Annotated in this window: 15 protein-coding genes; 6 read left to right on the top strand and 9 right to left on the bottom strand. The window is 60.8% G+C overall.

The genetic code is table 11. From position 1 onward, the window contains the following. The first annotated feature begins 149 nt into the window (after positions 1 to 149). Positions 150 to 2,078, top strand: coding sequence for a transglycosylase SLT domain-containing protein (locus AC1RR7_RS00160; protein WP_096822095.1), 1,929 nt, complete (start codon positions 150 to 152; stop codon positions 2,076 to 2,078). An 81-nt stretch (positions 2,079 to 2,159) separates the two neighbouring features. Here AC1RR7_RS00160 and AC1RR7_RS00155 read toward each other — a convergent pair whose 3' ends face one another. Then, positions 2,160 to 3,953, bottom strand: a complete 1,794-nt coding sequence (locus tag AC1RR7_RS00155) for an ABC transporter transmembrane domain-containing protein (protein WP_493155631.1) — start codon at positions 3,951 to 3,953, stop codon at positions 2,160 to 2,162. 258 nt (positions 3,954 to 4,211) lie between these two features. On the opposite strand from AC1RR7_RS00155, the gene AC1RR7_RS00150 reads away from it, so the two are divergent. Next, positions 4,212 to 4,391: a PA1571 family protein gene (locus tag AC1RR7_RS00150; RefSeq protein ID WP_065260694.1), complete on the top strand. Its 180-nt coding sequence runs from the start codon at positions 4,212 to 4,214 to the stop codon at positions 4,389 to 4,391. A 57-nt stretch (positions 4,392 to 4,448) separates the two neighbouring features. On the opposite strand, the gene pdxB is transcribed toward AC1RR7_RS00150, so the two are convergent. Continuing rightward, the gene (gene pdxB / locus AC1RR7_RS00145; RefSeq protein ID WP_102621850.1) at positions 4,449 to 5,591 is read right to left on the bottom strand and encodes a 4-phosphoerythronate dehydrogenase PdxB; all 1,143 of its coding nucleotides are present in this window, start codon (positions 5,589 to 5,591) and stop codon (positions 4,449 to 4,451) included. A 178-nt stretch (positions 5,592 to 5,769) separates the two neighbouring features. Here pdxB and AC1RR7_RS00140 point away from each other — a divergent pair, with 178 nt between their 5' ends. Then, on the top strand, positions 5,770 to 7,179 hold the full coding sequence (locus tag AC1RR7_RS00140; protein ID WP_096822097.1) for an MATE family efflux transporter: 1,410 nt from the start codon (positions 5,770 to 5,772) through the stop codon (positions 7,177 to 7,179). 50 nt (positions 7,180 to 7,229) lie between these two features. Here AC1RR7_RS00140 and tusA read toward each other — a convergent pair whose 3' ends face one another. Beyond that, on the bottom strand, positions 7,230 to 7,481 hold the full coding sequence (gene tusA / locus AC1RR7_RS00135; protein WP_011335204.1) for a sulfurtransferase TusA: 252 nt from the start codon (positions 7,479 to 7,481) through the stop codon (positions 7,230 to 7,232). Positions 7,482 to 7,546: 65 nt separating this feature from the next. Next, the gene (gene rlmM / locus AC1RR7_RS00130; RefSeq protein WP_096822098.1) at positions 7,547 to 8,620 is read right to left on the bottom strand and encodes a 23S rRNA (cytidine(2498)-2'-O)-methyltransferase RlmM; all 1,074 of its coding nucleotides are present in this window, start codon (positions 8,618 to 8,620) and stop codon (positions 7,547 to 7,549) included. 364 nt (positions 8,621 to 8,984) lie between these two features. Between rlmM and acnA the strand changes: the two genes are divergently transcribed. Beyond that, a complete protein-coding gene (gene acnA / locus AC1RR7_RS00125; protein ID WP_493155629.1) occupies positions 8,985 to 11,726 on the top strand; it encodes an aconitate hydratase AcnA in 2,742 nt (913 codons plus the stop codon). Positions 11,727 to 12,015: 289 nt separating this feature from the next. Here the strand turns inward: acnA and AC1RR7_RS00120 are convergent, their stop codons facing one another. Together AC1RR7_RS00120 and AC1RR7_RS00115 are read right to left on the bottom strand one after the other, a co-directional pair. Then, positions 12,016 to 12,831: an aminoglycoside phosphotransferase family protein gene (locus tag AC1RR7_RS00120; RefSeq protein WP_493155627.1), complete on the bottom strand. Its 816-nt coding sequence runs from the start codon at positions 12,829 to 12,831 to the stop codon at positions 12,016 to 12,018. Then, the gene (locus AC1RR7_RS00115; RefSeq protein ID WP_085713126.1) at positions 12,824 to 13,312 is read right to left on the bottom strand and encodes an SRPBCC family protein; all 489 of its coding nucleotides are present in this window, start codon (positions 13,310 to 13,312) and stop codon (positions 12,824 to 12,826) included. Before AC1RR7_RS00115 ends, AC1RR7_RS00120 begins: the two co-directional genes overlap by 8 nt. A 196-nt stretch (positions 13,313 to 13,508) precedes the next feature. Between AC1RR7_RS00115 and AC1RR7_RS00110 the strand changes: the two genes are divergently transcribed. Then, complete coding sequence (locus tag AC1RR7_RS00110) at positions 13,509 to 14,426, top strand: ADP-ribosylglycohydrolase family protein (RefSeq protein WP_493155625.1); 918 nt, start codon at positions 13,509 to 13,511, stop codon at positions 14,424 to 14,426. Positions 14,427 to 14,484: 58 nt separating this feature from the next. Beyond that, positions 14,485 to 14,889 (top strand): lysozyme inhibitor LprI family protein, encoded by a 405-nt coding sequence (locus AC1RR7_RS00105; protein ID WP_192558573.1) that lies wholly within the window; start codon positions 14,485 to 14,487, stop codon positions 14,887 to 14,889. Positions 14,890 to 14,938: 49 nt separating this feature from the next. Here AC1RR7_RS00105 and peaD read toward each other — a convergent pair whose 3' ends face one another. From peaD to peaB, 3 genes are read right to left on the bottom strand one after another with little or no spacing between them, the layout of a single operon-like run. Then, a complete protein-coding gene (peaD, locus tag AC1RR7_RS00100; RefSeq protein ID WP_102621853.1) occupies positions 14,939 to 16,060 on the bottom strand; it encodes a quinohemoprotein amine dehydrogenase subunit beta in 1,122 nt (373 codons plus the stop codon). 23 nt (positions 16,061 to 16,083) lie between these two features. Next, a complete protein-coding gene (gene qhpC, locus AC1RR7_RS00095; protein ID WP_008016081.1) occupies positions 16,084 to 16,407 on the bottom strand; it encodes a quinohemoprotein amine dehydrogenase subunit gamma in 324 nt (107 codons plus the stop codon). A 1-nt stretch (position 16,408) separates the two neighbouring features. Beyond that, positions 16,409 to 17,839, bottom strand: a complete 1,431-nt coding sequence (gene peaB / locus AC1RR7_RS00090; protein WP_493155622.1) for a quinohemoprotein amine dehydrogenase maturation protein — start codon at positions 17,837 to 17,839, stop codon at positions 16,409 to 16,411. Positions 17,840 to 17,881: the final 42 nt, after the last annotated feature.

Below are 17,881 nucleotides of genomic sequence, written 5' to 3'. Positions count from 1 at the left end.
GCCGCTGACGCACTCTGCACAACAATTGTTGCGAACTTGTGCCACAAGGCCCGCAAAGCTTTCGCCGGCTGCTGGCAAAAGGCTAAGCTACAGACAATTCAGTGCCGCCACTGTCGGCACTTGTCATGATTTCTCTGCCCGGATGTCTCATGCGCAGTCGCCTTTTCAGTGTTTTGTCCTGTTTGCTACTCACCGCCGCTGCTGCCCAATCCGCCCAGGCGGTGGACCTGTCCACCCAGCGCCAGTATTACGATGAGGCCAAACGCGCCCTGGCCAAGGGCGACACCGGCCCGTACTTCCGTTACAGCCAGGCCCTCGCCGATTATCCGCTGGAACCGTACCTGGCCTACGACGAGCTGACCGCCCGGCTGAAGACCGCCAGCAACGCGGAAATCGAAAAATTCCTCGCCGAACACGGTGACCTGCCCCAGGCCAACTGGATGAAGCTGCGCTGGTTGCGCTGGCTGGCCGACCGCGGTGAATGGGCGACCTTCGTCAAGTATTACGACCCGAAACTCAACTTCACCGAGCTGGATTGCCTGAACGCGCAATACCAGATCAGCAGCGGCCGCAAGGCCGAGGGTTATGCCAACGCCGACAAACTGTGGCTGACCGGAAAATCGCAACCGGCGGCGTGTGATGCGCTGTTCGGGATCTGGGCTGCCGACGGCCAGTTGACCGAGCAAAAACGCTGGGAACGCACCAAGCTCGCTGCTCAGACACGCAACTATCCGCTGGCCAACAGTCTGGTCAACGGCCTGACCACCCTTGCCCCACGCGGGCGTCTACTGGTGGATGTCGCGCAGAAACCGGAACTGCTCAACCAGCCGTCGCGCTTCACGCCGGCCGACGAGCCGATGTCGGACATCGTCAGCCTCGGCCTGCGCCGTCTGGCGCGTCAGGATCCGGACAAGGCCATGGACCTGCTCGACGGCTACGCCAGCAGCATGCATTTCTCCCGGGATGAAAAAGTCGCGATCGCCCGGGAAATCGGCCTGACCCTCGCCCGTCGTTTCGACAGCCGTGCGCTGGACGTGATGACCAAATATGACCCGGAACTGCGCGACAACACTGTTTCCGAATGGCGCCTGCGCCTGTTGCTGCGTCTGGCGCGCTGGGACGACGCCTATCAGTTGACCCGCCGCCTGCCGCAGGATCTGGCCACCACCAACCGCTGGCGTTACTGGCAGGCTCGCAGCCTGGAACTGGCGCAACCGCAGAACCCGGAAGCGCAGACGCTGTACAAGAGCCTCGCACGGGAACGGGATTTCTACGGTTTCCTTGCCGCCGATCGCTCGCAGCTGCCTTATTCGCTGGTCAACAAACCGCTGGTACTCAGCCAGGCCACCATCAACAAGGTGCGCAACACGCCCGGCGTACGTCGCGCGCTGGAATTCCACGCCCGCGGGCAGATCGTCGACGGGCGTCGCGAGTGGTACCACGTCAGCCGTCACTTCAACCGCGATGAAATGGTCGCCCAGGCCAAACTGGCCTACGACCTGAAGTGGTACTTCCCGGCGATCCGCACCATCAGCCAGGCGCAATACTGGGACGACCTGGACATCCGCTTCCCGATGGCCCACCGCGACACCCTCGTGCGTGAAGCCAAGGTCCGCGGCCTGCACTCAAGCTGGGTGTTCGCCATCACCCGTCAGGAAAGCGCCTTCATGGACGACGCCCGCTCCGGCGTTGGCGCCAGCGGTCTGATGCAACTGATGCCCGGCACCGCCAAGGAAACCGCGCGCAAGTTCAGCATCCCTCTGGCCTCGCCGCAGCAAGTGCTCGATCCGGACAAGAACATCCAGCTCGGCGCCGCCTACCTGAGCCAGGTGCACAGCCAGTTCAACGGCAACCGCGTGCTCGCCTCCGCCGCCTACAACGCCGGCCCCGGCCGCGTACGCCAGTGGCTGCGTGGCGCCGATCACCTGAGCTTCGACGTGTGGGTAGAAAGCATCCCGTTCGACGAAACCCGCCAGTACGTGCAGAACGTGCTGTCCTACTCGGTGATCTACGGCCAGAAACTCAACTCGCCGCAACCGCTGGTGGACTGGCATGAGCGGTACTTTGACGATCAGTGATCGTGCAAAGATCGACGTAAACAAAAATGCCCGCATCGAGAGATGCGGGCATTTTTTATGGCGCTCGACTGGGTCGGTTACTTAGTCGGTTACTGGGTCGGTCGAAGCCAGATGCCCATCACTGAACTGCAACGCCGCCAACCGCGCATACAGCGGATTGCTCGCGATCAGCTCCTGATGCGTACCAATCGCCACCAGCTTGCCCTGGTCCATCACCGCAATCCGATCAGCGTTTTTCACTGTGGCCAAGCGGTGGGCGATCACCAGGGTGGTGCGGTTTTGCATCAGGCTCGGCAGGGCTTGCTGGATCAGGTGTTCGCTCTGGGCATCGAGGGCGCTGGTGGCTTCGTCCAGCAGCAGGATCGGCGCGTCGACCAGCAGCGCCCGGGCGATGGCCAGGCGCTGGCGTTGGCCGCCTGACAGACCGAGACCGCCGTCGCCCAGATGGGTCTGGTAGCCGTCGGGCATTTGTTCGATGAAGTCGTGGGCGTGGGCGATTTTTGCCGCCTCCTGCACTTGTTCCAGGGTGGCGGTCGGGCAACCGTAGCGAATGTTTTCTTCGACGCTGCCGAAGAACAGCGCCGGGGTCTGCGAAACCAGTGCGAAACAGCGGCGCAAATCCAAAGGATCAAGCCTCGTCAGTGGCACGCCATCAATCAGAATCCGGCCTTCGCGCGGATCGTAGAAGCGCAGCAGCAAGTCATACACCGTGGACTTGCCCGCGCCGGACGGCCCGACCAGCGCGAGGGTTTCGCCCGCGTTGACCGTCAGACTCAAGCCGTCAACGGCGAAGCTTTCGGGACGCGAAGGGTAGGAAAAGCGCACGTCCTGCAACGCCAGCTCGCCTTTGATCCGCTCCGGCAAGGTCACCAGTCCGGCTTTCGGCGGCTGGATAATGTTCTCCGAACGCAACAATTCGGCAATACGCTCGGCAGCGCCCGCTGCCCGCTGCAATTCGCCGATCACTTCGCTCAACGTACCAAACGCACTGCCGACGATCAGGCTGTAGAACACGAACGCCGCCAGCTCACCGGCTGAAATTCGCCCGGCAATCACGTCCATGCCGCCGACCCACAACATCACCGCGACGGCACCGAGCACCAGCACGATCACCAGCGTGATCAGCCAGGCCCGCTGGAAAATCCGTTTGCGCGCCGTTTCGAACGCTTGCTCGACGGTGCTGGCGAAACGTTGTTCGTCCTGCACCTGATGGTTGTAGGCCTGCACCGTTTTGATCTGGCCGAGGGTTTCCGAGACATAGCTGCCAATGTCGGCGATCCGGTCCTGACTCAGTCGAGAGAGATTACGCACGCGGCGCCCGAAAATCAGGATCGGCGCAATCACCAATGGCAGCGCGATCACCACGATGCTGGTGAGTTTGGGATTGGTGATGAACAGCAGTACCACACCGCCAATGACCATCAGCAAATTACGCAGGAACAGCGACAGCGACGAGCCGATCACCGATTGCAGCAATGTCGTGTCAGCGGTCAGGCGTGACTGGATTTCCGAACTGCGGTTGTCCTCGTAAAACCCGGGATGCAGGTAAACCAGATGGTTGAACACCTGCCGACGAATGTCAGCCACCACCCGCTCGCCGATCCATGACACCAGATAGAACCGGGCAAAGGTGCCGACCGCGAGCCCCAACACCAACAGCATGAACAGACCAATGGACTGGTTGAGCAGGTGCGGCGACTGAGTCATGAAGCCTTGGTCGACCAGCAGTTTGATGCCCTGCCCCATCGACAACGTAATGCCGGCCGTGACGATCAGCGCGAGCAGTGCGCCGAAGGCCTGCCAGCGATAAGGCTGAAGAAAATGACTGGTCAGGCGCAGGGCCCGGCGGTGGCGCGAGGAAAGCATCGGGATCATTCAGGTTCACGTCGTGTGCTGATTAATGGGGCCAGCCTGGACACTCAATGGGGTGGAACTCTGCAAATCACAATGAGTCAGGTTAATTATGACCGGCCAGACTACCCCCTAGATGCTATCGGTCTAATGCCCGGGTTGAGACGAACGGTCATTTCTGCTTGAGTGGAGATACCGTTCCGGAAAGATCGAAGGGAGTTGTCACAGCCTGGTCACCTGACGGTTTTATTGTGCATACACAACCTGATGAGGAGACAGGCCATGTCCTTGCAACACAGCAGCGATGACAAGATTCAAGTGATCCGCACCAAGCCCGGCCAACCTCTGGGTTGCTCGATTATCGATAAGGATGGGCGCGAAGTGCCAATCACTGAAGACATGATCCAGAACGCCTGCCGCGAACTGGAGAAGCGATTGGTCAAGCCTGCCGAACAAAAGTGATATCGCCACCGTCTTCCTGACCCGGCCCCTGGAGGCCGGGTTTTTTCTGCCCGCGATTTAAACGGCCACAGCGCCCAGCGCCGTCACGATCTGCTGCAACGCCGGGGAATGCCCTTCGATCCGCACTTTCAGCCCTTCGATCTCGCGGCGCACCGGATACTGTTTGCGCAACACATCAAACGCGGCACGTTGCTCACCGACGCTACCCAACAGGGTGCGGCGGAAATCCGCATCGTCCCGGCGCGGGTCGTACACACCACGGCACAACATCGCCAGCGCCCAGGCCGGATCGCTGTCGGCATGCAGGGAAACTTCCGACAACCATGGTGCCGGCAACAGATCGCTGAGCTGAATGCTGGCCGGCTGACCGATGAATTCGCAGTAAGCCTGATAGATCTGCGCCGTGCCGCGTTGCTTGCCATCGAGGCTGTAACCGGCGATATGCGGCGTCGCCAGTACGCAGAGTTCAGCCAACGCCACATCGACTTGCGGTTCGGCTTCCCACACGTCAAGCACCGCCTGCAGGTCTTCACGTTCCAGCAGCACTTCGCGCAACGCGGCGTTATCCACCACCGGGCCACGGGCGGCGTTGATCAGCCAGGCGCCGGGCTTGAGTTGCTGTAAACGCTGTTCGTCGAACAAGTGCCAGGTCGCGCCGTCGCCGTTGCGGGTCAGTGGCGTGTGCAGACTGATTACGTCGCACTGCTGGATGATCTGCTCCAGGCTGACATAGTCACCGCCCTCGGCTGCCTGACGCGGCGGATCGCAGACTTTCACGTTCCAACCCAGCCCTTTGAGCACCTTGATCAAGCGACCGCCCACTTCACCGGCGCCGATCACGCCATAAGTGCGCTCACTCAAATCGACGCCTTCGATTTCGGCCAGGGTCATCAGGCTGCCGAGCACGTAATCCACCACGCCCCGGGCATTGCAGCCGGGCGCACTGGACCAGGTGATGCCGGCCTCATTGAAGTATTCGAGATCCAGATGATCGGTGCCGATGGTGCAGGTGCCGACAAACCGCACCTTGCTGCCTTCGAGCAACGCACGATTGACGTTAGTTACCGAGCGCACCAGCAGCACGTCGGCCTGTTCGACCGTGGCCCGGTCAATGGAACGGCCCGGCACCCGCCGGATCTCGCCGAAACCGGCAAAAAAAGCATCGAGCAGCGGGATATTTTCGTCGGCAACAATCAGCATGGCAGGGCTCCTTGGGCGGATCGGCAGTGTAGGCGCTGACACTGCGATGAGCCAGCAGGCTGTGATTCTTGATAAGGCGGGACGATTACAAATCCGCAACAGAGGATTTTTCCTGACCATAACGTCAGCGGCGTAGAATGCCCGGCCTTGCGCATCAACCCCTGTGGACGCTTTGCCTGTGAATTCCGTAACTGAACGCCCTGACGCCGTTTCCCTCAACCGCCCTGCCCGGGTTCGCCTGGAGCTGAAGAATCTGCTCGGCCTGGCCCTGCCGATCATGATCGCGCAACTGGCGACCACCGCCATGGGCTTCGTCGATGCGGTGATGGCCGGGCGCGTCGGGCCAAAGGATCTGGCGGCCGTGGCGCTGGGCAACTCGATCTGGGTGCCGGTGTTTCTGCTGATGACCGGCACCCTGCTGGCCACCACGCCGAAAGTCGCCCAGCGCTTCGGCGCCGGCACCCACAGCGAGATCGGCCCGATCGTGCGTCAGGCCTTGTGGCTGGCACTGGTGGTCGGACTGATGGCGACCGGCATGCTGTTCAGCGCCGAACCGATCCTGCACCTGATGAAAGTCGATCCGGAGCTGATCGGCCCGTGCATGCAGTACCTGCACGGCATCGCCAGCGGTCTGCCAGCCGTTGCCTTCTACCATGTGCTGCGCTGCACCAGTGATGGCCTCGGCCGCACGCGGCCGGCGATGGTGTTGGGCCTGTGTGGGCTGGCGCTGAACATTCCGTTGAACTACGTGTTCATTTACGGTCACTTCGGCGTTCCGGCCATGGGCGGCGTCGGTTGCGGCTGGGCCACAGCGATCGTGATGTGGGTGATGGCGCTGGGCCTGGCCGGTTATGAGCGCTGGGCACCGGCCTACAAATCGAGCGAACTGTTCAGCCGTTTCGACTGGCCGCAATGGGCGGTGATCAAGCGCTTGCTGGCCATCGGTCTGCCGATCGGCGTCGCGGTTTTTGCCGAGTCGAGCATCTTCGCGGTGATCGCGCTGCTGATCGGCAGCCTCGGCGCCACCGTGGTGGCCGGGCACCAGATCGCGCTGAACGTCAGCTCGCTGGTGTTCATGATTCCGTATTCGCTGGGCATGGCGGTGACCGTGCGGGTCGGCCAGGCCCTGGGCCGTGAAGAACCCCGTGAAGCGCGTTTCGCGGCGGGTGTCGGCATGGGCACTGCCCTGGCCTACGCCTGCCTGTCGGCGAGCATGATGCTGCTGATGCGCGAACACATTGCGGCGATCTACACGTCGGATCCGATGGTAATTCACATCGCCGCGATGCTGATCGTGTACTCCGCGCTGTTCCAGTTCTCCGACGCGATTCAGGTCACCGCCGCCGGCGCCCTGCGCGGTTATCAGGACACGCGGGTAACGATGATCCTCACCCTGTTCGCCTACTGGGGCATCGGCCTGCCGGTGGGTTACGCCCTCGGCCTGACCGACTGGCTCGGCGAGCCTCGCGGCCCGAGCGGCTTGTGGGAAGGCCTGATCGTCGGCCTGAGCTGTGCGGCGCTGATGCTGTCGATCCGCCTGACGCGCAGCGCACGCAAACGCATTCGCATCAGCCGCTCGATGGGCTGATCGGCGATAAAAAAAGACCTGCACATGCAGGTCTTTTTTTTGCCTTCCGATCAACCGGACTTTTTGCGAATCCAGTACAGATAGGTCCCGGCTTCTTCGTGCTGGCCCACCAGTTCATGGTCGAGAAACACGCAGAACTTGGGGATGTCGCGACGGGTCGACGGGTCGGTGGCGATCACCTTGAGCAGGCCGCCGGGCACCAGGTCACGGATGTGCTGGTGCAGCATCATCACCGGCTCCGGGCAGTTGAGGCCGGTGGCGTCAAGGGTGCCGTCGACCGGCGTATTAATCATTTCACTCATGATTCACTCCTGAAACTGGCCGGCATTGTCGCCCAATGCCGGGTGTTCGGTCACCTGTCGCGCGCTCAGCGGGCTTTGGCTTTCTTCACATCATGGCGGCGCAAATGGCAGGTCACTTCCTCGCGGTCGTGGTACAGCTGCTTGCAGCCGATATCGACCTTGATCCCGCGGGCCTTGAAACCATCGGCGATGCGTTCGAGCAGACGCTTCACTTCGGCGTAACGCTGCTTCATCGGCAACTTGAGGTTGACCACCGCTTCCCGGCAATGACCCTCGCCGATCCACTCTTCGAGCATCGCGGCGTTGCGCGCCGGCTTCTCGACGATGTCGCAGACCATCCAGTCCACCGGTTGCTTGGGTTTGAAGGTGAAACCGTCGGCCATCAAGTGCTGCACCAGGCCGGTGTCCATCAGGCTTTCGGCCATCGGGCCGTTGTCGATGGCCGTCACCAGCATGCCGCGATTGACCAGTTGCCAAGTCCAGCCGCCCGGCGCAGCGCCGAGGTCGACACCGGTCATGTCGCTGTGCAGGCGATCTTCCCACTGATCGCGGGGAATGAAGTGATGCCAGGCCTCTTCCAGCTTCAGGGTCGAACGGCTCGGCGCCTCGCGCGGAAACTTCAGACGCGGAATGCCCATCGGCCACATCGCCGAGTTACCGGCATCCGCCAGACCGAGAAACACCTCACGACCGCTCTTGAAGGTCAGCAGCAGGCGTGGCTTGCTGGCGTCGTCCACCAGTTTTCCGGCGCCGGTCAGCGCCTTGCGCAGCGGGCCTTCGAACTTCTTGCAGAAGTTCGACAGTTCCTTGCCGTCGTTGGTGTCGACGACTTCCAGCCACAAGCTGCCGCACACCGGGAATTCGGCCATGTGCGCGAGGATCACGCTGATGCGGTCGGTTTCCGGCAGATCGATGAAAAGTCCACGCGCCCACTGGCGCGGGAAGATCAGCTCGGCGAAACGCTGGCCACGCATCAGGCGCTCGGCGCCGTCTTCTTCGGTGCAGACGAACTCGGCGCAAGCGGTCGCCGGTTTGGCCTTGGCGTAGCCGGCCACGTTCAGTTGGGCGGCGAGGTCGGAAATCTCCGAGCAGACTTCGCCTTCGAAGCCTGGCCGGCAATGCATGAATAGGGTGTTCATTCTTACTCCTGGGCAGAGGGCGATCATTCATCCCCTGCGCGATGCCCAGACCTGCGTTGAAGCAAAGCCTGTCACGAAAACCGGCGCATGATAGCCCATGTCGGAACCTTGGACTTGCCCATAGAGTCCAGTTATTAGCCAGCTACTGAAAACAGGGCTACGTTGATAGCTCTGCCCGTCCCCTCAGTCCGTAGCCGTGCGGACTCAAACAGGCTGTTTGAAAACGTAGCGAGCGAAGGCAAGACAAGGCAAAAACAGGCTTGGAAGCGGAGTCTACGAGTTGTAAATGAGCATTCCGAGCCTGTTTTTAACGCAGGATTGCCGAGCGCAGTAGTTTTCAAACAGCCTGAAAGGAGTGATCGTAATGCCGTCCCTTGATAGCCTGAACACCCTTAAAACCTTGAAAGTCGATGACAAGACTTACCACTACTTCAGCCTGCCGGATGCTGCCAAAAGCCTGGGCAATATCGACAAGCTGCCCATGTCGCTGAAGGTGCTGCTGGAAAACCTGCTGCGCTGGGAAGATGAAAAAACCGTCACCGGCGCCGACCTCAAGGCGATTGCCGCGTGGCTCAAGGAGCGCCGCTCCGACCGGGAAATCCAGTACCGCCCTGCCCGGGTGCTGATGCAGGACTTCACCGGCGTACCGGCCGTGGTCGATCTGGCCGCGATGCGCGCCGCCATGGCCAAGGCCGGCGGCGATCCGCAGCGGATCAACCCGCTGTCGCCGGTGGATCTGGTGATCGACCACTCGGTGATGGTCGATAAATTCGGCAGCGCCAGCGCTTTCGAACAGAACGTCGACATCGAAATGCAGCGCAACGGCGAACGCTACGCCTTCCTGCGCTGGGGCCAGAGCGCCTTCGACAACTTCAGCGTGGTGCCGCCAGGCACCGGGATCTGCCACCAGGTCAACCTCGAATACCTCGGACGCACGGTGTGGACCAAGGACGAAGACGGCCGCACCTATGCCTTCCCCGACACATTGGTCGGCACCGACTCCCACACCACCATGATCAACGGTCTCGGCGTACTCGGCTGGGGCGTCGGCGGAATCGAGGCGGAAGCCGCGATGCTCGGGCAACCGGTGTCGATGCTGATTCCGGAAGTGATCGGCTTCAAACTCACCGGCAAGCTCAAGGAAGGCATCACCGCCACCGACCTGGTGCTGACCGTGACCCAGATGTTGCGCAAGAAAGGCGTGGTCGGCAAATTCGTCGAGTTCTATGGTGACGGCCTCGCCGACCTGCCGCTGGCCGACCGCGCGACCATCGCCAACATGGCCCCGGAATATGGCGCGACCTGCGGTTTCTTCCCGGTCGATGACGTAACCCTCGAATACCTGCGCCTCTCCGGCCGGCCGACTGAAGTGGTGAAACTGGTCGAGGCCTACACCAAGGCTCAGGGCCTGTGGCGTCTGCCCGGTCAGGAACCGGTGTTCACCGACAGCCTGGCGCTGGACATGGGCAGCGTCGAAGCCAGCCTCGCCGGGCCGAAACGCCCGCAGGACCGGGTTTCCCTGCCGAATGTCGGCCAGGCCTTCAGTGACTTCCTCGATCTGCAATTCAAGCCCACCAGCAAGGAAGAAGGACGTCTGGAAAGCGAGGGCGGCGGCGGTGTCGCGGTGGGCAATGCCGATCTGGTCGGTGAAACGGATTACGAGTACGACGGCCACACCTACCGCCTGAAAAACGGTGCCGTAGTGATTGCCGCGATCACGTCCTGCACCAACACCTCCAACCCCAGCGTGATGATGGCCGCCGGCCTGCTGGCGAAAAAAGCCGTGGAGAAAGGCCTGACCCGCAAGCCTTGGGTGAAAAGCTCACTGGCACCGGGCTCCAAGGTGGTCACCGATTACTACAAAGCCGCCGGGCTGACGCAGTACCTCGATCAGCTCGGGTTTTCACTGGTTGGGTATGGTTGCACCACCTGCATCGGCAACTCCGGGCCGCTGCCGGAACCGATCGAAAAAGCCATCCAGAAGGCCGACCTGACCGTCGCTTCGGTGCTGTCCGGCAACCGCAACTTCGAAGGCCGGGTGCATCCGCTGGTGAAAACCAACTGGCTGGCGTCACCGCCGCTGGTCGTCGCCTACGCCCTGGCCGGCAGTGTGCGCACCGACATCAGCAGCGAACCGCTGGGCAATGACCAGCAGGGCAATCCGGTTTACCTGCGCGACATCTGGCCGAGCAGCAAGGAAATCGCCGACGCGGTGAATCAGGTCAATACGGCGATGTTCCACAAGGAGTACGCCGAGGTGTTTGCCGGTGACGAACAGTGGCAAGCCATCGAAGTGCCGCAAGCCGCGACCTACGTCTGGCAGGCAGATTCGACTTACATCCAGCATCCGCCGTTCTTCGATGACATCGCCGGGCCATTGCCGGTGATCGCCGATGTGAAAGGCGCGCGAGTGCTGGCGTTGCTGGGCGATTCGGTGACCACTGACCACATCTCCCCCGCCGGCAACATCAAGGCCGACAGCCCGGCCGGGCGTTACCTGCGCGAGCAAGGCGTCGAACCACGGGACTTCAACTCCTACGGCTCACGCCGGGGCAACCATGAAGTGATGATGCGCGGCACTTTCGCCAACATCCGCATCCGTAACGAAATGCTCGGCGGCGAAGAAGGTGGCAACACGATCTACATTCCGACCGGCGAGAAACTGGCGATCTACGACGCGGCCATGCGTTATCAGGCCTCGGGCACGCCGCTGGTGGTGATTGCCGGGCAAGAATACGGCACCGGCTCCAGCCGCGACTGGGCCGCCAAGGGTACCAACCTGCTGGGAGTTAAAGCGGTGATTGCTGAAAGCTTCGAGCGAATCCACCGTTCCAACCTGGTAGGCATGGGCGTGCTGCCGTTGCAGTTCAAGCTGGATCAAAACCGCAAGAGCCTGAACCTCACCGGCAAGGAAACCCTGGAGATTCAGGGTCTGACCGGAGTCGAGCTAACGCCAAGGATGAACCTGACCCTGGTGATCACCCGAGAAGACGGGCGTCAGGAGAAAATCGAAGTGCTGTGCCGCATCGACACCCTTAACGAGATGGAGTACTTCAAGTCCGGCGGGATCCTGCATTACGTGTTGCGGCAGTTGATCGCCTCGTAAAACCTGCAGATGCAGAAACACCGCCAATCGGCGGTGTTTCTGTTTGGGCACGGTACTTTTCCATAGGCGAAAAAAAACCCGCCGAAGCGGGTTTTTCCCAAGACCATTATCGACTCCCTGTCGGCAGCGATCCTTGCTAATGGTCGATCATCCGTGATCCTGAAACACTCCCTGTGCTTCAGTTGATGAGGCTAGATTACGCTCTGGATCCAATCGGCAATAGTCGACAAAGCTACCAGCGCGTGTAAGACATTCGCCATAGCACCCCTTCCGAAAACCCTTAGCCGTGTCAGGCATCGAGCGCGCAAGCCGCCAGATACGCGACTTCCAGCTGTCCGGCGGCGGCTTTTTGTTCGTCATCCTCCATGAACCACGCGGCAGACAGTCCGGCAAACGCCAGCACCCATTGCAAGAGGCGCCTGCGGTCCAGCCCTGCCGTTTCGCAGATCACATCGACTTGCCGTTGAAAGCGTTCAGGATCAGCGGCCGTCGGCAATTCCGGGTTGCAGATCAGGTTGGCGTAGTCGTAGCCACGCTCGCCCCGCACCCGTTTCGGATCGATGGCGAGCCAGCCGCGCGAGCCAAAATCGAGGACGTTGTCGTGGTGCATGTCACCGTGCAGCACAACAATGTCTCGGGGTTCGGCGAGCAAGGTTTCAGCCATTTGCAGGCAAACAGAATATTGGCCGCCGTATCGGGCAGCGGCCACTCTCAGCGAGGCAAACCACGGTGCCAGCTCTACTAACGCAGGCGGCTCCGTGGATCGCGGCGCATGCAACCACGCCAAGGCCCGGCACATGATGCGGGTCGCCTCGTCATCTTCGCCATTGAGCGCCATATACATCAACGAACGCCGGCCCATGGCCCGCTCCAGCAACAGGCCGTCTTCGTGCTGAGCGAGCACCCGGGCGGCGCCGTCGCCGTTCCACCAGGTCATCAGCAGGTTGCCGTACTTTTCCTCATCGTCCACCGCGACTTTCAGCATCGCCGGTACGTCGCCCTGACGCACCGGCAACAGCTTGCTGCCCGGCGTGATGATCGGAACACCGTCGGGCACCAGCGCCCAACGCTTCAACCACGGGTCAAACCATTCGCTGTCAGCCACCTTCACGCTCGCGTGCCCTGTCGGTCTCGGCCAGAAAGTGTTCAAGTCGGCTCAATTGCTCTTCCCAGCCACGGCTGTCCATGTAGTACGCCTCTTTTTGGCGGACGTCGGGAATGTGCGCAAAACCTGACTCGGAGACCTTCAGCAGCGTGCCGTTCTCGTAGTCCTGCAGCTCGAATTTGACCAGTGTGGTCGGTTCCTGGGAGTAGTCGATTTTCGGGTTCACCGCGTACGGGTGCCAACGGAAGGAAAACAACTGCTGGGGCTCGACCCGCTCCACCAACACGTTCCAGAGCACATGCTCATAACCGGGGTACGTGACCTGCCCCTGCGTCCACTCGCCCGCGATAAACCGCCGCCCTTCCAGAGCCACGCCAAACCACTGGCCAAACGCCTCGGCATCGACCAGCGCACGCCAGACATGGGAGCGTGGCGACCTGAGCATGATTTTACGTTCAAAGCTGTTGGGTACTGGTTTCATACGTCACCTCCTGTTTTGAACAGTAGGCTTGTATGACCACATGTCCAATGCGAAGTTGTATCAATCCAGTGCAACGGTCGGGTCTGATTGAAATATCCGGCAGTATTTTGGGGTGCCGGTTCGTCAGAATGCGCACGGATCAACGCTACCAAACTGATAACGTTCCCAGCGAACTGAACGACACAAGGACGTCATCATGCAGCCCTCCCTCCCCGAACGTTACCGTGGCGCCCTCCTTGGCTTGGCCTGCGGCGATGCCGTGGGTACCACCGTCGAATTCCAGCCTCGGGGCAACTTCCAGCCCCTGACCGACATGGTCGGTGGCGGGCCGTTCCACTTGAAACCGGGCCAATGGACCGACGACACCTCGATGGCGCTGTGTCTGGCAGAAAGTCTGCTGAACAAAAACGCATTTGATGCCGCTGACCAGATGGGCCGCTATCTGAACTGGTGGCAGTGGGGTTATCTGAGTTCGACCGGCGAATGTTTCGATATCGGCATGACCGTGAGTCAGGCGCTGGATCACTATCAGCACACCGGAGAGCCGTTTGCCGGCTCCACCGATCCCTACAGTGCTGGCAATGGCTCGTTGATGCGTCTGGTGCCCGTTGTACTGTTTTATTTCCCCGATGCTCAGCAAATCAGGCGATTCGCCGCCGACAGTTCACGTACCACCCACGCGGCGCCCGAGGCCGTCGAATGCTGCCAGTTGTTTGCCGAGCTGCTCGGCAAAGCCCTGGAAGGCGCATCGAAAGCGGAACTGCGCAGCCTGCCGCTAAGAACCTTCAGCCAGCCCAAGGTGGCGGCGATTGCCCGGGGCGACTACCTGAACAAGTCTGAAAGGGAGATTCGCGGCAGTGGCTACTGCGTCGAATCCCTGGAAGCAGCGTTATGGTGCTTCCAGCACACCGACAGTTTTGCCGCAGCCGTCCTGCACGCGGCCAACCTGGGCGATGACGCAGACACTACGGCCGCCATCGTCGGCCAGTTGGCTGGCGCCCATTACGGCGTGCAGGGGATCCCGTTCGAGTGGCTGGAAAAACTACATGACGGCGCGGAAATTGCCGCGACAGCGGAGCGCTTGCTCAACGCATCAAGACAGCACAAATCCTGATGGCGCCACGAAGTCGCTAAACTGCCCGGCACCCTCATTCATCAAAGCGAGATGACTCATGTCCCCACGCCTGCTCCTGGCCCTGACACCCTTTTTTTTCACTTCCGTCGCCCACGCGGCCGTGGACTGCGCCAATGCCAGCGATCAGGCGACGATGAATCAGTGCGCCGGGCAAGAGAGCAAAGCGGCGGATAAAGAGTTGAACACGGTGTATCAGCAGATCACCGCACGGCTGAAAGAAGAACCTGCCAGCAAGAAACTGCTGGTCAGTGCTCAGCGGGCGTGGATTGGGTTTCGCGATGCCGAATGCGAATTTTCGGCGTCAGGCGTAAAAGGCGGAAGTATGTACCCGATGATCTACAGCGTATGCATCACGCGTGTGACCAAGGGTCGAACCGAGGCTCTCAAGCAGTATTTGAAGTGTGAGGAAGGGGATGTGGGCTGCCCGGTGCCAGGGGCCTGATATTCAAAACCTGAGCTGCTCGCAACTGCGGCAGCTCAGGCAATACTGATTACCGAACAAAAATCTGCGCCGTGGTAATCGCCATATCCCCACCCGGCAATTTGATGCTGCCGGTCTGTTTCATGGTCTCGGCATCAAAGATCGCCACGTCGTTGAACGTCCCGGCGAGATAGATCTTGCTGCCGTCCTTGTTGAACGAAATGCAGTAGTAGGAATGGTCCAGCGTGGCCGCCTGAATCAGTTTCTTCTGCTTGATGTCGTACTTCGCCAGACGATTGAGCACGCCGAACATCAGGTTCGGATCCTTCGGTGAGCGCATGCCGCTGAAGTAGATTTCGGTCAGCGGGCCGAAGTCGGTGGTTTCGGTCTTGCCGGTCTTCAGGTCGATGCTGAACAGTCCGTACAGATACTCGGCAGTGGCCGGGTCCTGCTTCTTGTCCTTGAATTTGGCGGCGGTGTACAGCAGCGAGAAATCGTGTCGGTAAGTCTGCTGATTCCACACGTAGAGCACGTCCGGCGCGCTGTAATTCGGGCGTTTCCAGTGGCGGCTGGGGATCAGCACGTCGAACTTTCCGCTCTTCACATCGACCTTGTACACATCAGCGCCAGCTACATACAACGTGCCGTCATCGCCGCTCTGCATGATCGTCAACTGCCGTGGCGCCGGGAAGCTGCGCACCGGTTTGGCGTTCATTCCGGCATCGGTGGCGTAAACGTCCAGACGCGGCTGCTTGACCTCGTAGTGGTCGTTGAGCATCAACGTCGGGTTGGCGATGGTGTACAGCTCCTTGCCGTCATGGCTGACGGTGAAGGCGAACATCGACCGCGCTTTCTCCCCCGGTTGCTGGGTGATGCTGGCGTGGAACACCTGCTTGCAGCTGTCCAGTTCGACACCGTAAACATCGGCGTAATGGTTGTTCAGCACATACGCGGTCTTGCGATCCGGCGACAGCTGCACGGTCCCGGGGCCAAAGGCGTCGGGCATCTTGCAGGTCTTGTACAAGGTGTCGGTCGCCAGGTCGATGACATGCAGATTATTCGGGTAATTGGTGGTCAACATGTACTCGTGACCGTCCTGCAGCGCAGTGTTTTCATCGGCCAGAACCGGGAGCGAACAGGCGCTCAGGACCGCGAGTGCGGCAAGGCCGCAGGCTTTGTTGAGGCTAGGCATGCTGGAATCCTTCTTCTTAGGGATCACTTGTCTTTCGGGAAGACAGTGCCGAGGTTGCGCCAGTTGTCGTTGGACGCCTGGGCATCCTTGTTCCAGTCCGGGTAGGTGCTCATCATGTCCGGCACCTGGGCCGGCCACCAGCATGGGTCGGAGCAGCCATACAGGTCGGCTTCCATCGGCTGGCACAGCGACGACACCCCGCCGAACGCATCGATTTCCCAACCCGGGTCGGTGGTCGAGGCACAGCCGGCGACGGAGCTCATCGCCACCACTTCTTCGATGCGGTTTTCATCCGCGGCCTGATCCAGCTTCAACGCTTTGTTATTGATTGCCTTGAGATGTTTCATATCAGTGAGCCTTGCGCGGAGTGATGTAGCTGCTGATGAACGCAGGGTTGTTGGCCATGATCCGGGTATAGACCTCGATGCCGAAGTCGACCCAGTCACGCATCAGTTCGCAGTAGTGATAAGTCGGGTGGGCCGGGTCGCCGTAGCGGGCGTAGCTTTCGTGGTAGCAGCCGCCGGAGCACAGGTTGCGGATCTGGCAGTCGTTGCAACCGGTGTTGGTGCGGTCCAGACGTTGGGACAGGAAGTCGTTCAACTCGACCTGTTTCACACCGCTGTGGACATTGCCGAAGGTCGGCAGCGATGAACCGGTGAAGCGATGGCACAGGTTCAACTCACCCTTGTGATCGACCGCCAGCATCTTCAACCCGGCACCGCACGGCAGGGCCTTTTTGTGGCCTTCGTGGATGTCGGTGATCAACTGATGCAGGTTGGAGAAGCCGATGTTGCGGTGCTCCAGCGCGGCTTCCAGATAACGCCGACCCAGGCGCTTCATGCTGGCGAACACTTCGATCAACTCGTCGGTGGAAAGGTTGAAGCTACTGATATCGCCGGACGTCACCGGGGCAAACCCGACTTCGGCAAACCCCAGCTCGTTGAACAGGTGATCCCAGATGGTTTCGACGTCGGTGACGCCAGTGGTCAGGGTCACCCGCGCACCGACCGGGCGACTGTTGTAGCGCGACAGCAGCATCTCGGCCTTGCGCCGCACCACGTCATAAGTGCCCTGCCCGCCCACCGTGATGCGATTGCGGTCGTGCACGGTTTTCGGCCCGTCGATGCTCACCGACAATCCGAAGCGGTGGGCATTCAGGTAGTCCACGGTTTCTTCGGTGAGCAGCGTGGCGTTGGTGGTCATCACGAATTCGACGAACTTGCCGGCCTCGGCAAAACGCTTCTCGCAGTAATCAACCATGTATTCGATCAGCTTGCGATTGCTCAGCGGCTCGCCGCCGAAAAACACCACGGTGAAGCGTTCTTCGTCGGGGGATTCACGCAGCAGCATTTCCACTGACGCGATGGCGGTTTCGACATCCATCTTCTTGCCGGCGGACGGTTTGTCGAGGTCTTCCTTGTAGCAGTAGGTGCAGCTCAGGTTGCAGCCGGTGTTGACGTTGAGCACCACCGTGTTGATCGCGGTGCGCTCGACGCGTTTGACCGCGATGTCCGGGGTCAGCGGCGAGCCGTCGCTGACCAGTTCCAGAGAGATCAGCTCGCGCAGGGTCTCGTTGATTTCCTCGCCGTTGAACCGCGCGCCGAGGCGCTGGATCAAGTCTTCCGAGGAACAGCCGGGCCCGCGCAACGCATCGATGATGGTGCCCGTCAGTTCATCGCTGGCGAACAGCGAACTGCTGGGGATATGGAACAGCATGCGGTCGGCGTCGACGTGCACTTCGTGCAGGTTGCGTTCGACCAGATTCAAGATAGCGCCCATTGCAAACCTCCTGTGCAAGCCCCGCCTGGCGGGACTTGCGGT

The sequence above is a fragment of the Pseudomonas sp. GW821-FHT11G12 genome (genome assembly GCF_058808055.1).
This window is presented reverse-complemented; position numbering and strand designations above follow the sequence as displayed.